Annotated in this window: 11 protein-coding genes and 1 pseudogene; 6 read left to right on the forward strand and 6 right to left on the reverse strand. The window is 71.1% G+C overall.

Going from position 1 to position 14,005, the window contains the following annotated elements; all coding sequences use genetic code 11:
- The first annotated feature begins 5 nt into the window (after positions 1 to 5).
- Entirely contained in the window at positions 6 to 839 is an 834-nt protein-coding gene (locus ACZ6IM_RS17815) for a class II glutamine amidotransferase (RefSeq protein ID WP_052840291.1), read from the forward strand.
- A gap of 296 nt (positions 840 to 1,135) precedes the next feature.
- The gene (locus ACZ6IM_RS17820; protein ID WP_469557445.1) at positions 1,136 to 2,074 is read left to right on the forward strand and encodes a TauD/TfdA dioxygenase family protein; all 939 of its coding nucleotides are present in this window, start codon (positions 1,136 to 1,138) and stop codon (positions 2,072 to 2,074) included.
- Between the two features lie 51 nt (positions 2,075 to 2,125).
- On the opposite strand, the gene ACZ6IM_RS17825 is transcribed toward ACZ6IM_RS17820, so the two are convergent.
- From ACZ6IM_RS17825 to ACZ6IM_RS17840, 4 genes and pseudogenes are all read right to left on the reverse strand, one after another.
- Entirely contained in the window at positions 2,126 to 3,946 is a 1,821-nt protein-coding gene (locus ACZ6IM_RS17825; protein WP_052840293.1) for a glycoside hydrolase family 2 protein, read from the reverse strand.
- A 66-nt stretch (positions 3,947 to 4,012) separates the two neighbouring features.
- A complete protein-coding gene (locus ACZ6IM_RS17830) occupies positions 4,013 to 4,912 on the reverse strand; it encodes a carbohydrate ABC transporter permease (RefSeq protein WP_052840294.1) in 900 nt (299 codons plus the stop codon).
- A gap of 2 nt (positions 4,913 to 4,914) precedes the next feature.
- Positions 4,915 to 5,856 (reverse strand): carbohydrate ABC transporter permease, encoded by a 942-nt coding sequence (locus ACZ6IM_RS17835; RefSeq protein WP_052840295.1) that lies wholly within the window; start codon positions 5,854 to 5,856, stop codon positions 4,915 to 4,917.
- Positions 5,857 to 5,877: 21 nt separating this feature from the next.
- Positions 5,878 to 7,251, reverse strand: a pseudogene (locus tag ACZ6IM_RS17840) (extracellular solute-binding protein).
- 154 nt (positions 7,252 to 7,405) lie between these two features.
- On the opposite strand from ACZ6IM_RS17840, the gene ACZ6IM_RS17845 reads away from it, so the two are divergent.
- Complete coding sequence (locus tag ACZ6IM_RS17845) at positions 7,406 to 8,449, forward strand: LacI family DNA-binding transcriptional regulator (RefSeq protein WP_052840297.1); 1,044 nt, start codon at positions 7,406 to 7,408, stop codon at positions 8,447 to 8,449.
- A 3-nt stretch (positions 8,450 to 8,452) separates the two neighbouring features.
- Here ACZ6IM_RS17845 and ACZ6IM_RS17850 read toward each other — a convergent pair whose 3' ends face one another.
- Positions 8,453 to 9,949, reverse strand: a complete 1,497-nt coding sequence (locus tag ACZ6IM_RS17850) for a family 43 glycosylhydrolase (RefSeq protein WP_469557447.1) — start codon at positions 9,947 to 9,949, stop codon at positions 8,453 to 8,455.
- A 217-nt stretch (positions 9,950 to 10,166) separates the two neighbouring features.
- On the opposite strand from ACZ6IM_RS17850, the gene ACZ6IM_RS17855 reads away from it, so the two are divergent.
- The 3 genes from ACZ6IM_RS17855 (at position 10,167) to ACZ6IM_RS17865 (ending at position 13,220) form a co-directional block, all read left to right on the forward strand.
- Complete coding sequence (locus tag ACZ6IM_RS17855) at positions 10,167 to 11,654, forward strand: NCS1 family nucleobase:cation symporter-1 (protein WP_469557449.1); 1,488 nt, start codon at positions 10,167 to 10,169, stop codon at positions 11,652 to 11,654.
- A 65-nt stretch (positions 11,655 to 11,719) separates the two neighbouring features.
- The gene (locus tag ACZ6IM_RS17860; protein WP_469557451.1) at positions 11,720 to 12,445 is read left to right on the forward strand and encodes an aspartate/glutamate racemase family protein; all 726 of its coding nucleotides are present in this window, start codon (positions 11,720 to 11,722) and stop codon (positions 12,443 to 12,445) included.
- Between the two features lie 124 nt (positions 12,446 to 12,569).
- Complete coding sequence (locus ACZ6IM_RS17865; protein ID WP_052840301.1) at positions 12,570 to 13,220, forward strand: GntR family transcriptional regulator; 651 nt, start codon at positions 12,570 to 12,572, stop codon at positions 13,218 to 13,220.
- Here the strand turns inward: ACZ6IM_RS17865 and ACZ6IM_RS17870 are convergent.
- Complete coding sequence (locus ACZ6IM_RS17870) at positions 13,217 to 14,005, reverse strand: helix-turn-helix transcriptional regulator (RefSeq protein WP_052840302.1); 789 nt, start codon at positions 14,003 to 14,005, stop codon at positions 13,217 to 13,219. The genes ACZ6IM_RS17865 and ACZ6IM_RS17870 overlap by 4 nt on opposite strands.

Consider the following 14,005-nt stretch of genomic DNA (forward strand, 5'->3'; position numbering starts at 1 on the left):
GAGCGATGTGCCGATGGCTCGCCTACTCGGGGACACCCGTACTCCTGGAGTCCCTTCTCTACCAGCCCGAGCACTCGCTCATCGACCAGAGCCTGCATGCCCGCATGGGCGTCGAGACGACGAACGGGGACGGGTTCGGCGTCGGCTGGTTCGGGCCGGAGATGCAGACACCCGCGATCGTCCGGGAGGTCGGACCGGCCTGGAGCAACCGCAACCTGCGGGAGATCGCGGGCCATGTCCGCTCCCCCCTGTTCTTCGCGCACATCCGGGCCTCGACGGGCAGCCCCGTGCAGCAGACCAACTGCCATCCCTTCCGCCACGGCCGCTGGATGTGGATGCACAACGGCGCGATCGCCGAGTTCCACCGGCTGCGCCGGGACCTGGCGCTGGCCGTCGATCCGCACCTGTTCCTCGACATCGAGGGGTCGACGGACTCGGAGATGATGTTCTACCTGGCGCTCACGCTCGGCCTTCAGGACGACCCTCCCGCCGCCGTGGCCCGGATGGCGGGGCTGGTGGAGGAGATCGGCCACGAGCACGGCGTGGAGTTCCCGCTGCAGATGACGGTGGCCGTGACCGAGGGACGCCGCCTGTGGGTCTTCCGCTATTCCAGCCAGGCCCAGTCCCGGTCGCTCTACTACAGCAGCCGGGTGGAGAGCCTGCGCGCGCTGCATCCCTCGTTGCCCTTCCTCAAGGATGCCTCCGACAGCACCCGCCTGATCGTGTCGGAGCCCCTGGGCGACCTGCCCGGGGTGTGGAACAAGGTGCCCGAGAGCAGCTACGGCGTCGTCCAGCCGGAGGGGGACGCCCTGCTCCCCTTCGTTCCCCGCCAGCCGTGAGCCGGTTGACACGGACGGGCGAAGATCACACAATCGGTGACATGACCACATACCGGTTCGGCACCATCGCGGAGTGTCCCCGCGTGCCCGAGCGGACCGGATGTGAGCGCTCCGGCCTTTAACGGCCCTCTTCGCACCGACCGTCCGACGCCCGTCGCGTCGTAGCCGTCGGCATTGCCTCCGGGTCCACGACCCGTCGCACCCGTAGCACCCTCGTTTCCCCGGCCGTCCGGCGGTGACCTCGCGCACCCCCCGGCCGGATGTCACGCGTACCGTCTCTCCAGGGGAGGACTCCCATGTCCGTCACGTCCGTCGGTCCGAGCACCGTCCTGCGCGAAGCGCGCATCCCGGGGGACGGGATCTACGAGGGCCGGCGCACCCTGCGCCGGCTGCCCGAGGGCTGGCGGGACCGGCCCTACGAACACTTCGAGGTCGTCCCGCAGGCGCGCACCATCGGCGCCGAACTCCGGGGCGTCGACCTCTCGCGTCCGCTCATCCCGGTGCTGCGGGAGGAGTTGAACCGCGCCCTGCTGGAGTGGAAGGTGCTGTTCTTCCGCGCCCAGCACCTCACCTCCGAGCAGCAGCGCGACTTCGCCCGGAACTGGGGCGAGTTGGAGACCAACCCGCTGCTCGCCGCCGGTTCCAGCGACGACGTCGTCCGGTTCGCCAAGGGCGCCGGGGCCGCACCGACGTACGAGAACGTGTGGCACACCGACGTCACCTTCCGCGAGCGCCCCGCGCTCGGCGCCGTGCTCCAGCTGCGCGAGGTCCCGCCGTTCGGCGGCGACACGATGTGGGCGGACATGGCGGCTGCCTACGACAACCTGCCCCGGGAGGTGAAGGACCGCGTCGACGGTGCGCGCGCCGTGCACGACTTCATCCCGGGTTTCGCACGGTTCTACGGACCCGAGCGGCTGCTGCCGCACCAGGACCTGTTCCCGCCCGTGGAGCACCCGGTCGTCCGCACGCATCCGGAGACGGGGCGGCGCCTGCTGTTCGTCAACACGTCCTTCACCACGCACATCACCGGCATGGACCGCGACGAGAGCGACCGGCTGCTGCGGTTCCTGTTCCAGCAGGCGCACGTGCCCGAGTACCAGGTGCGCTGGCGCTGGCAGCCCGGCGACATCGCCTTCTGGGACAACCGGGCCACGCAGCACTACGCGGTGGGCGACTACGGGTCCGAGCGGCGGGTCGCCGAGCGGGTCGCCATCGAGGGCGACCGGCCCTTCTGATCCCGCGCGTCCGGGGCCGGAGGCGGCAGGGCACCTCCGGCCCCGGCCCCGCTATGCCTCCGGCTCCTCTATGGCCGCCGGGCGCAGCTGGGCTGCGCGGACCCGGGCGACGTCGAGCTTCTCGCCCCGGTCGAAGCGGTAGATGCCGTTCTGCTCCTGGAAGACGTCGGTCAACTGGGTGTAGCAGTAGCCGAACATGTCACGGTCGCCGAGCAGGACCCCGGTGAGTCCACTGAACCGCTCGTGGAACTCGTCCTCGTTCCGCACGCGTTCCCCGTAGCCCCAGGAGACGGTGCGGTCCTCGCCCGAGCGGTCGGCGGCCGCCTCGGGGTCCCACCAGATGCCGCCGAACTCGCTGACGAAGTACGGCTGGCCCCGGTAGGGCTGGGAGTAGGCGGCACCGCTCTCGTGCGCGTTGACGTAGGGCGCGTCCTTGGCGAGACCGGACATCAACTGCCGGAAGGCGGCGGGGTCCTGCTCGTAGTTGTGGGAGTCGTAGATGTCCGTCTCGGCGACCCGGTGGGCGTACCCGGAGGCGTCAACGACCGGGCGGGTGGTGTCCATGGCCTTGGTGGCCAGGAACATCGCGCGGGTCACGTCGTCGAGCTGGGTCATGCGGTCGTGCAGCTTCTGGTACGTCTCGTTGAGCGGGCACCAGCCGATGATCGAGGGGTGTGAGTAGTCGCGCTCCAGCGCCTCCAGCCACTGGGCGACGTAGGAGGCGTCGGGCTTCTGGTTGTCGCCCGAGGAGCCGCCCGTCTCGCAGCCCCAGTCGCCGAACTCGCCCCACACCAGGTAGCCGAGGCGGTCGGCGTGGTGGAGGAAGCGCTCCTCGAAGACCTTCTGGTGCAGCCGGGCACCGTTGAAGCCGGCCGCCATCGCCAGCTCGATGTCCCGCACCAGGGCCTCGTCGCTCGGCGCGGTCATCAGCCCGTCCGGGTACCAGCCCTGGTCGAGGACGAGCCGCTGGAAGACCGGACGCCCGTTGAGCAGGACGGCCTTGCCGCGCAGGCCGACGGCACGCAGTCCGGCGTAGCTCTCGGCACTGTCGACCACCTCTCCGGCGGCGTCGAGCAGCTCCAGGCGCAGGTCGTACAGGTGCGGGTCCTCGGGTCCCCACTCGCGCCGCCGGTCGTCCGGCACCGGCAGGTGCAGACGCGGGGCGAGGTCGAGGTCGGCGCGCGCCTCGGCGCGGCTCACCTCGCCGTCGGCGTCGCTGAGGACCGCGCGTACCCGGTGTCCCGGGCGGTTGCCGGACAGGGGCAGTTCGAGGTGGAAGGCTGAGCCGGCCAGGTCGGGGGTGATCCGGGGGCGGCGCAGGTGCGTGACGGGGACGGGCTCCAGCCAGACGGTCTGCCAGATGCCGGTCACCCGGGTGTAGTTGCAGTCGTGGTTGGCGTACTGGACCGCCTGCTTGCCGCGCGCCTGCGGGCCGGACCTGGGGTCGCGGGCCCGCACGGTGATCACGACCTCCTCCTCCGCCCCGGCGATGTCGCCGAGGTCGGCGGTGAAGGGGGTGAAGCCGCCGCGGTGCCGGGCGACCTCCTTGCCGTCGGCCCACACGGTGGTGTCGTGGTCGACGGCGCCGAAGTGCAGCAGGACGCGGCGTCCGGCCCAGGCGGCGGGCAGGGTGAGGGCCCGCCGGTACCAGACGGCCTCCAGGAAGTCGGTGTCCCCGATGCCGGACAGCTCGGACTCGGGCGGGAAGGGGACGAGGATTTCCTCACGCAGCTCGCGGTCGAGCAACCCGCGTTCGAGGCCGCTGTCCCCGCGGTCGGTCTCGAACTGCCATGCACCGTTCAGGTTGAGCCAGTCGGGGCGCACGAACTGCGGTCGCGGGTACTCCGGGCGCGGTACGGAGTGAGTGGGCACACATGCTCCAGTCGATCGGTGGGCCGGGCGCGCGAACGCCGAGCCCGTGGGTACAGCTGGTCGGGTTCAGGAACCGCCGAGGCCGGTGGTGGCGACGGAGTTGACGATGCGGCGCTGGAAGAGGAGGAAGACCACGATCAGCGGCAGCGCGGCCAGCAGGGCGGAGGCCATGGACTGGGCGTACTGGATGCCGTAGGCGTCCTTGACGGTGGCCAGGCCCACCGGGAGGGTCATCAGGTCGGGGTCGTTGGTGACGATGAACGGCCACATGAAGTTGTTCCAGGCGCCGATGAAGACGAAGATCGCCACCGCGGCCACGATCGGCCGTGAGAGCGGCAGGACGATCGACCGGAAGACCCGCAGCTCGGATGCCCCGTCAATCCGGGCCGCCTCCTCCAGCTCCCTGGGGATGGCGTCGAAGAACCGCTTGAGGATGAACACCATCATCGGCGCGACGACCTGCGGCAGGATGACCGCCGCGTAGGTGTCGACCAGGTTGAACAGGGTCATCTGGTCGAACAGCGGCACGACGAGCAGTTGCGGAGGGACCATGATGGCGGCCACGGTGACGCCGAGCAGCGCTCGGCGGCCGCGGAAGGTGCCGCGGGAGAAGCCGTAGGCCGCGAGGGTGGAGACCGCGACGGTGATGAGCGTGACCAGGCCGGCGATCAGGAAGCTGTTGAAGGCCCAGACGGTGACGTGCCCGCGTTCCAGTATCTGCTGGTAGGCGTCCAGGGTGAAGGCGCCCTTGAACGGGGACAGCCCGGTGGTGTTGATGTCCTCCTCGCTCTGCACCGAGGTGATGACCGCCCAGACGAACGGCAGCAGCCAGACGACGGCGAGGACGACGAGCGCGGTCCCGGCCAGGACGCGGGGCAGTCTTCCGTGGCCGAGGAGCAGGGGCGAGCCGGCCGCCTCGCGGGGTGGACGGCGCCGGGAACGGAGGGCGGTGGCGGTGGCGGACACGGTCAGTCCTCCCGGCGGAAGAGGCGGAGCTGCACGAGCGAGACGAGGACGATCAGGGCGAAGAAGAGGTACGAGACGGCGGAGGCGTAGCCGAGGCGGTAGCCGGTGAAGCCGACGTCGTAGACGTACTCGAGGACGGGCCGGGTGGAGCCGTTGGGTCCGCCCTTGGTGAGGATGTAGATCTGGTCGAACACCTTGAGGGAGGCCAGGACCTGGAGCATGGCCACCAGGCCGGTGGTCCGGCGCAGCTGCGGCAGCGTGATGGACCACAGGCGGCGCCAGGCGCCGGCCCCGTCGAGCGCCGCCGCCTCGTCGAAGGTGGTGGGCAGGGACTGGAGCGCCGCGAGGTAGAGCAGGAAGTTGAAGCCCACCGTCCACCAGACGGTGAGGGCGGCCACCGACCACATGGCGACGGACTCGTCGGACAGCCAGCCGACGGGTGCCATGCCGAGGGTGTCCAGGAGCTGGTTGGCCATGCCCAGTTCCGGCTGGTAGAGCCAGGTCCAGATCATGGTCACGACGGTCACGGGCAGCAGGTACGGGGCGAAGAACGACAGGCGCCACGCCCACTGCCCGGCGAGCCCGCTGTGCACCAGCAGGGCCATCGCGAGCGCGACCAGCACCAGCGGAACGCTGGAGATGACGGTGAAGAAGACGGTGTTGCCGAGGCTGCTCCACACGTCCGGGTCGCCGAACGCCTCGGTGTAGTTGTCGAAGCCGACGAAGCTCGTGTCGCGCAGGGCGAGCGAGCTGTCGGTGAAGCTCATCCAGAGCCCCTGCACGATCGGCCAGACCATGAAGAGGCCGAACACCAGCAGGAACGGCAGGACGAACACGAGCCCGTTGCCGGTGCGTATGCGGCCGAGGGCGGTGCGGCGGCCGCCCGGGGGAACCGCGGGCGGGGTGGTCCGCTCCTCGGCGCCGAGGGGTGCGGTGGTGGTCACGTCGGTCACTCCTGTCGCTGGTCAGGCCACCGGGTTGGGCTGGCGCAGCAGCGAGTCCGCCTCGCGGACCATCTGCCGCACCGCCTTCTCGGGGGTGGTGTTGCCCAGCAGCGCCGACTGGAGCGGCTGGCACATCCGGTTCTAGAAGTTCGAACCGGCGCCCGCGAACCAGTTGGGCGGGTCGAGGACCGCCACCTTCGCGGCGTCGGCGTAGGAGGACTGGGGTTCGAGGGCGGCGTACTGCGGCTTCGCGAGGACGGGCCGGTACGCGGGGATGTGGCCGGCGCTCGCCCAGGTGAGGCTCTGCTTGAGGATCTGGGCGACGTACCGGTGGGCCTCGCGGCGCCGGGCCGGGTCGGGGCTGTCCTGGTGCGGGAGGACGAAGCTGTGGCTGTCGGTGTAGACGGCCGGCTTGTCGAAGACCTGCGGGAAGGGCGCGGCGCCCAGCTCCAGGCCGGACTTCTTCAGCGTCGGCAGCTCCCACTCGCCGAGCATCGCCATGCCGCCGCGTCCACTGCTGAAGGCGGCCAGCGCGCCGTTGTAGTCCAGGTTGTTGGGGTTGGTCTTCCCGTCGAAGAGGCGCGTCATGAGGGTGACGACGCGTACGGCGGCGTCGACGTCGATCTTCGCGGGGCCGCCGTCGGGCAGGTCGAACGCGGCGCCGGTCTGCGCGTAGAGGCCGGCGAACAGACGCCAGTCCTGTGCCGTGTCGGTGACGTGGCCGAACAGGATGCCCGACTCCCCGGTCGCCGCTGCCAGGGCCTTGCCGGCCTCCAGCAGGGCCTCGGGCGAGCCCATGGGCGCCAGTTCGCCGGAGGGGTCCAGGAGCCCGGCCCGCTCGGCGGCCTTCTTGTCGTAGAACACGATGAAGGGGTGGACGTCCAGCGGGATCGCGTAGACGGTCCCCTCGTGCCGGGTGCGCGACCACACGGCCGGGGTGAAGTCCTTCTCCGTCACTCCGTACTCGGCGAGCAGGTCCAGGTCGAAGGCGTCCACCAGGCCGCCGGGCGCGTAGCCCGCCAGCCGGGACAGGTGCATGGCGGCCACGTCGGAGGCCCGGCCGCCGGCCGCGGACATGGCGAGCTTGGTGTAGTACGACGGCCCCCAGTCCAGGATCGTACGGTCGACGTCGAAGCCCTTGGCTCCCCCGGCCCCCTTGGACACGGCCTCGATCATGTCGTCCATGAGCATGCCGTCGCCGCCCTGGAAGAGGTCCCAGACGCTCAGCGCGGACGCCCCCGAGGCCGAGGCCGGTGAGGTGCAGCCGGACAGCGGGCCCGCGGCGAGCAGGGCTCCCGCTCCGGCCATGGCGTTGCGCAGCAGCCGACGGCGGCTGGGGCGGCGCACCGGGTCGGACACGGCCAACGCCCCCTGGGCAGGCAAACGGGAACTCATCGCGGACCTTTCGACGGCCGGAGCTCATGCGGTGGCTAGTTTTTACATCGATGTACATTGGCTGTAAAGAGCCGGGGGAAAGTGGACCTGTACCGAAGCCCTCCCTGTACCGGGACATAGACTCGGGCAGCGCGGAAGAGGCAGGGAGGTCTCGGTGGCACGGCCCAGGATCAAGGACGTCGCACGTCACGCGGGCGTCTCGGAGAAGACGGTGTCCAATGTCATCAACGACTACGCCCATGTCTCCGACCGGACCAGGCAGGTGGTGCGCGAGGCCATCGAACACCTCGGCTACCGGGTCAACCTGGCCGGCCGTCATCTGCGCAAGGGCAGAACCGGCATCATCGCGCTGGTCGTCCCGGAGCTGGACATACCGTACTTCGCGGAGCTGGCCCGGCATGTCATCCGCGAGGCCGAGGAGCGGTCCCTGACGGTCCTGATCCACCAGTCCGGGGCGGACCGTGCCCACGAGCTGGCGGCGCTGGCCGGGTTCGGCTCCACGTTCGTGGACGGGATCATCCTCAGTCCGCTGGCGCTCACCGCCGACGACCTGCGGGACCGCACGGGTTTCCCGCCCACGGTGCTGCTCGGGGAGCTGCTGGAGGAGGGCGCGGACCACGTGGCCATCGACAACGAGAGCGCCGCGCGCGAGGCGACCCGCCATCTGCTCGGGCTCGGGCGCCGCAGCATCCTCGCCGTGGGCGGGCGCGACGACTCGGGTCTGGGGACGGCCGAGGCCCGCACCCGGGGCTACCGTGCCGCGCTGGCGGAGGCGGGCATCGCCTACGATCCGGCCGCACTGCTGCCGGTCGGCTCGTTCCGGATGCCCGACGGCGCGCGGGCCGTGGCGCGGGCACTGGAGGAGGGCGCGCGGCCCGACGCGTTGCTCTGCCTGAACGACCAGCTGGCGCTGGGTGCGTTGCGCGCCCTGCACGAGCACGGGGTGTCGGTGCCCGAGGAGGTCGCGGTGATCGGCTTCGACGACGTGGAGGGCGGGAGGTTCAGCGTCCCGACGCTGAGCACGGTGGCGCCGGACAAGGCGGCGGTGGCCAAGGTCGCCGTACAGCTGCTCCAGCACCGCATCGAGGAGGCGACGGCGCCGGACGGTGCCGTGTCGGGGGTGCAGGCGCCCCAGGACCGCATCGTGGCCCACCGGCTCGTCCTGCGGGAGAGCACGGAGGGCCGCGAGCGGCGTTGACGCTCAGTTCGTGTAGACCTCGGCCCGGTCGACGCTCACGAAGGACGCCCCGGACTGGGAGTTGTGCTCGCCGGTGACCCTGATCCGCAGGGTGTGCCTGCCGTTCGCCAGCCGTGGACTCGTGTACTGCACCGCCTCACCGACGCGGATCGGGCCGTGGAGGTCCACCCGCTGCTCGGGCCCGCCGTCGACACTGACGCCCGCGTAGCCGTTGCCGGTGTCCTTGACGGAGAGCAGGACGATCCGGGTGCCCGTGAAGGAGAAGGTGGCCGTGGCACCCGCCCGGTCGCTCCAGTGGTCGTCGCTCCAGAAGCACTGCGTGGCGCAGCCCGTGCCGGAGTTCCAGGCACCGGTGTAGGTGACGCCGCCGGGGCCGCCGGCACGGCCGTCGTCGTTGATCCAGTAGTTGCCCGAGCCGGGATCGCCGGAGGGCAGGTCCTGGGTGGCGCCCATGGCGAGCGGACGGCCGAAGTCGGGGGTGCCGTCGGCCCGCCAGGTGAACCGCTGCGCCCGCGTGGTGCGGTTGGTGTAGGTGTTCACCGAGGTGGTCTTGGCGTGGTAGACGATCCAGTCCTGGGTGCCGTCGGGGGACGTGAAGAAGGCGTGGTGTCCGGGCCCGAACACGCCCCGGTCGTCGGCCCGGGAGAACACCGGGCCCTGGTGCTGGTGCCAGTTCCCCGGCACCAGCGGGTCGGCGTCCAGCGGCATCGACATCATCCAGACCTGGTAGTCGGGCTTGCCCGTGTCGCAGGTGGAGTACGTCATCCAGACCCGGCCGTTGCGGTACAGGAACTCGGGTCCCTCCCGCACCTCGGGGCAGCCGCCCGCCGCGTCGATCGCGACCGCGTTCCCGGAGACCGTGTACGGGTTGGACATCGGGGCGATGTTGATCCCGTTGTGCTGGTACTGGTTGATGCCGCTGTAGGCAAGGTAGAGCCGCCCGCCGAGTTGGAGGATGCCCGCGTCGATGGCGAAGTCGTCCGCGTGGTTGGGCGGGGCGAGCTCGGCCTTGAAGTGGTACGGACCGGTGGGGTCGTCGCGCTCCGACTCCAGGACGTACAGCCGGTGGTGGTCGTCGACGCCGTCGTCGGCCGTGTAGTAGAGGTACCAGCGGTCGCCGAAGCGGTAGAACTCGGGGGCCCAGATGTTGCGGTTGCGGGACGGGTCGGTGTCGGTCCATACCGTGACCGGGTCGGCGGTGGCCAGGGTGCCCAGGGACGGGGAGCGCCACATCCGGATGCTGCCTCCCTGGGTGGTGGTCAGGTAGTAGGTCCCCTTCCAGTGCGTCATGAAGGGGTCGGGCCCGCTGTTGAGCGGGTTGCGGAAGGTGCCGGCCGCCGCGGCGGCTTCGGCAGGGGGTGCGGATGGGGCGGGAGCCGCGGTGGCCGGTCCGGTGAGCCCGGGCAGCAGGCCCACGACCAGCGCGAGAAGGGCGGCGAGGAGCGGGCCGAGGCGCGCGCCGGGACGGGAACGGGGGCGGGTTGCGGGGCTGGGAAGCACGTGGGGGTCCTCTCCCGAAGCCTTTACATCGATGTAACGACGGGGCGTCAGGTTAGGGACGGCCCACGGGGCTGTCAACGGGACCAAAAATGGTATTCCATTTGCCGCAGACCCCTTGACGGTGCGGTTTGGCGAAAACTACGTTCTGTTCACCGGAAAGCCGCTTCCGCTTTGTGGAACCCTCCAACTCCCCCGCACCTGATCCCAGGAGTCCCGTATGACTGCCCTGGAAGACCGCCGCTCGTCCGCCCGGGCCGGCGACACCGCCACCAGTTCCGGCCTCTACACCTACGACCTCGCCCCGACGAAGCGGGAAGGGCGCCGCTGGGGCGCCTACAACGTCTTCACGCTCTGGGCCAACGACGTGCACAGCCTGGGCAATTACGCCTTCGCCATCGGACTGTTCGCCCTCGGTCTGAACGTGTGGGGCATCCTCGCGGCCTTCGCGCTCGCCTCGGTCCTGCTCTTCCTCCTGCTCACGCTCTCCGGATTCATGGGCCACAAGACGGGCGTCCCGTTCCCCGTGATGAGCCGCATCGCGTTCGGCATCAAGGGAGCGAAGATTCCGGCCGCCGTCCGCGGCGCCGTGGCCATCGCCTGGTTTGGTATCCAGACTTACCTGGCCTCGGCCGTGCTGAGCGCCCTCCTGGTGGCCATGTTCCCGTCCCTGGCCTCCCTGGACACGAACTCCCTGCTCGGACAGTCGACGCTCGGCTGGATCACCTTCCTGGTGCTGTGGGCCCTCCAGGTGCTCATCGTCAGCTACGGGATGCAGATGATCCGCCGGTACATGGCCTTCGCCGCACCCACCACCCTGCTGACGATGTGCGCGCTCGCGGTGTGGATGTTCGTCCGGGCCGACGGCTCGGTGTCCGTGTCGATCGACGATCCGCTGACCGGCGGCGCGATGTGGCTCCAGGTGCTCCAGGCCGCCGCCCTGTGGGTGGTCATCTACGGGACGTTCGTGCTGAACTTCTGCGACTTCACCCGGTCCGCGCGCAGCCGCGGCTCCATCGTCCGGGGCAACGTGATCGGCATCCCGGTGAACATGCTCTTCTTCGCCGTCATCGTGGCCGTCCTCAGCGGAGCCCAGTTCACCCTCGACGGGCACGTGATCACCAGTCCGACGGACATCGTCAGGACGATCCCCAACATGTTCCTGCTGGCCGTCGCGTCGCTGTGCCTCATCGCCCTCACGGTGGCGGTCAACCTGCTGGCCAACTTCGTCGCGCCGATCTACGCCCTGGTCAACCTCTTCCCGCACCGGCTCGACTTCCGCCGCGCGGGTCTGGTGAGCGCGGTCCTGGGCCTGGTGATCACGCCGTGGAACCTCTACGACAGCCCGGTCGTCGTGAACTACTTCCTCGGCGGGCTCGGCGCGCTGCTCGGCCCCCTGTTCGGCGTGATCATGGCGGACTACTGGCTGCTGCGGAAGTCCCGCGTGAACGTGCCGGCCCTCTACACCGAGGACGCGGGCGCCGAGTACCACTACCGGCGCGGCTACAACCCGCGGGCCGTCGCCGCCTTCGTCCCCGGCGCCGCGATCGCCGTCGTCGTCGCGCTCGTCCCCTTCTTCCACGCCGCGGCCGGGTTCTCCTGGTTCATCGGAGCGATCATCGCCGCCGTGCTGTACGCGCTGATCGCCGACCGCGCATCGCTGTTCCGCGACGTGGACGGCGAGTCCATCGCCGTCGCCGCGGACTAGCCCGCGCCCTCCCGACCCGTCCCGTCGCGGCACACCCCGTCCGAGCAGAAGGCCCAGGCCCACCCATGCGCATCCTCGTGGTCAACGTCAACACCACGCAGTCCATCACCGACGCGATCGGCAGGCAGGCGGCCGGCGCGGCCGCTCCGGGCACCGAGATCGTGCCGCTGACCCCGGCCTTCGGCGCGGAGTCCGTGGAGGGCAACTACGAGAGCTACCTCGCCGCCGTCGCCGTGATGGAGGCCGTGCGCGCCCACCGGGAGCCCTTCGACGCGGTGATCCAGGCCGGTTACGGCGAGCACGGCCGGGAGGGGCTCCAGGAGTTGCTCGACGTGCCCGTCGTCGACATCACCGAGGCGGCGGCGAGCACCGCGCAGTACCTGGGCCGCCGCTACTCCGTCGTCACCACCCTCGACCGCACGGTCCCCCTCATCGAGGAACGGCTGGCGGTGGCCGGACTGAGCGCCAGGTGTGCCTCGGTGCGGGCCAGCGGGCTCGCCGTGCTCGACCTGGAGCGGGACGAGCAGGCCGCCGTGGACGCCATCACCGAGCAGGCCGCCCGCGCGGTGGAGGACGACCGGGCCGAGGTGATCTGCCTGGGCTGCGGAGGCATGGCGGGCCTCGCCGAACGCGTGGTGGAGCGTACCGGTGTCCCCGTCGTCGACGGGGTCGCCGCCGCCGTGACGGTCGCCGAGTCCCTGGTCCGGCTCGGTCTGTCCACGTCCAAGGTGCGCACCTACGCCCGCCCGCGCCCCAAGCGCATCGTCAACTGGCCCCCGCAGGCGGGCTGACCGTCGTCGCGCCGTCCCGCCCGGGCCGCCCGCGGGCCCCGGGGTATTCTGACGGGCCGCCCGACCGCCGCTGCGCACGGCGCGGTCGGCGTACCGCGAACGGGAAGAGCGACGAGGGACGGCGATGGCTGCGTCAGAGGGCTTCAGGCCCGAGTCCGAGCGGGTCACGCGGCGGTTGCGCGACGAGATCATCGACGGTGTGCGGGCCCCCGGCAGCCGCCTGGTCGAACGGGACCTGGCCGAGTCCCTCGGCGTGAGCCGGCTCCCGGTCCGCGAGGCCCTCAAGACGCTGGTGTCGGAGGGACTGGTGACGCCGCGGCCGCGGAGCTGGGCGGTGGTGCGGGAGTTCACCACCAGCGACATCGCCGACCTGGACGAGGTCCGCTCGGGCCTGGAGACCCTGGGTTTCCGCCTCGCCGCCCAGCGGCACACGCGGGAGGGACTGGAGCGGCTGCGCGCGACGGTGGACGCCGAACTCGACGCGGCCCGCGCGAACGACGCGGTACGGGCCCGCCGGGCGGCCGCCGACTTCCACGAGACCGTCGTCTCGCTGGCCGCCAACGAGCTGCTCAACGAGCTCGAACGGGTCCTGCGCAGCCGGCTGCGCTGGCTCCTGGGCCAGCACGACGACCTGATGGCCGTCGCCCTGGAACACGACGCCCTCTACCGGGCCATCGCGGCACGCGACGTGGACCGCGTCCAGGAACTGGTCCTGCACCATCTGGCGACGAGCCGCAGCGCGGCCCTGGGACACCTCGCGCAGGAGCGGTCCTAGGCTCGGCCGGCCCGCCCCCGGTGGTGACCCCGTGTGAACCGGGACGGCGGGACGCCGAAGGTGCGGGTGAAGGCGGCGGTGAACGCGGCGGGAGAGGCGTAGCCCAGCCGGCCGGCGACCTCGGTGACCGAACCGGACCGCAGCAGCGGCACCGCCGCGAGCAGGCGCGCGCGGCCCCGCCAGACGGCGGGGCTGTCCCCCGTCTGGGCCCGGAAGCGCCGGGTGAAGGCCCGTTCGCTCAGGTTCGTCCGCGCCGCCCACGCGGCGTTGGTGACCCCGGTGTCCGGGGCGGCCAGGTACTCCCTGCACAGCGTCGCCAGGTCCGCGGAGGCGGGGATGCTGACGTGGAACGGGAGCGGCGCGCGCGCCGCGATCTCGTGCAGGAGGAGGTCGGCGACGCTGCCCTCGCGCCCGGACAGGCTGTAGTCGGCCTCGAACTCGACAGCTGCCAGGAGCAGTTCGCGCAGGAGCGGCGGCACGTCCACCACCGTGCAGGTGCCGGGCCACCACGGGACGGCGTCCGGCTCGATGTACAGGCTGCGGGTGCTCACGCCCAGCATCCGCACCCGGTGCCGGGTGGCGGCCGGGATCAGCACGGCGCGCTCGGGCGGCACGGTCCAGGTGCCGTCGTCGGTGTCGACCACCATGACTCCGGTGGCCCCGTACAGGAACTGCGCGCGCCGGTGCTCGTGCCAGTCCAGGACGTGTCCCGGCGGGTAGTCGGTGCCGATCGGCAGCACGGCCCGGTCCACGTGGTCGACGTCGGCCAGGGAGACGTTCTTCAC

The sequence above is a fragment of the Streptomyces sp. NPDC042336 genome, from assembly GCF_055581985.1.

Bases quoted from the DNA above. Each gene is read 5' to 3' on its own strand.
- ACZ6IM_RS17865 (WP_052840301.1), top strand. From the start codon at position 12,570: ATGGCTGCGTCAGAGGGCTTCAGGCCCGAGTCCGAGCGGGTCACGCGG.
- ACZ6IM_RS17815 (WP_052840291.1), top strand. From the start codon at position 6: ATGTGCCGATGGCTCGCCTACTCGGGGACACCCGTACTCCTGGAGTCC.
- ACZ6IM_RS17860 (WP_469557451.1), top strand. From the start codon at position 11,720: ATGCGCATCCTCGTGGTCAACGTCAACACCACGCAGTCCATCACCGAC.
- ACZ6IM_RS17855 (WP_469557449.1), top strand. From the start codon at position 10,167: ATGACTGCCCTGGAAGACCGCCGCTCGTCCGCCCGGGCCGGCGACACC.
- ACZ6IM_RS17820 (WP_469557445.1), top strand. From the start codon at position 1,136: ATGTCCGTCACGTCCGTCGGTCCGAGCACCGTCCTGCGCGAAGCGCGC.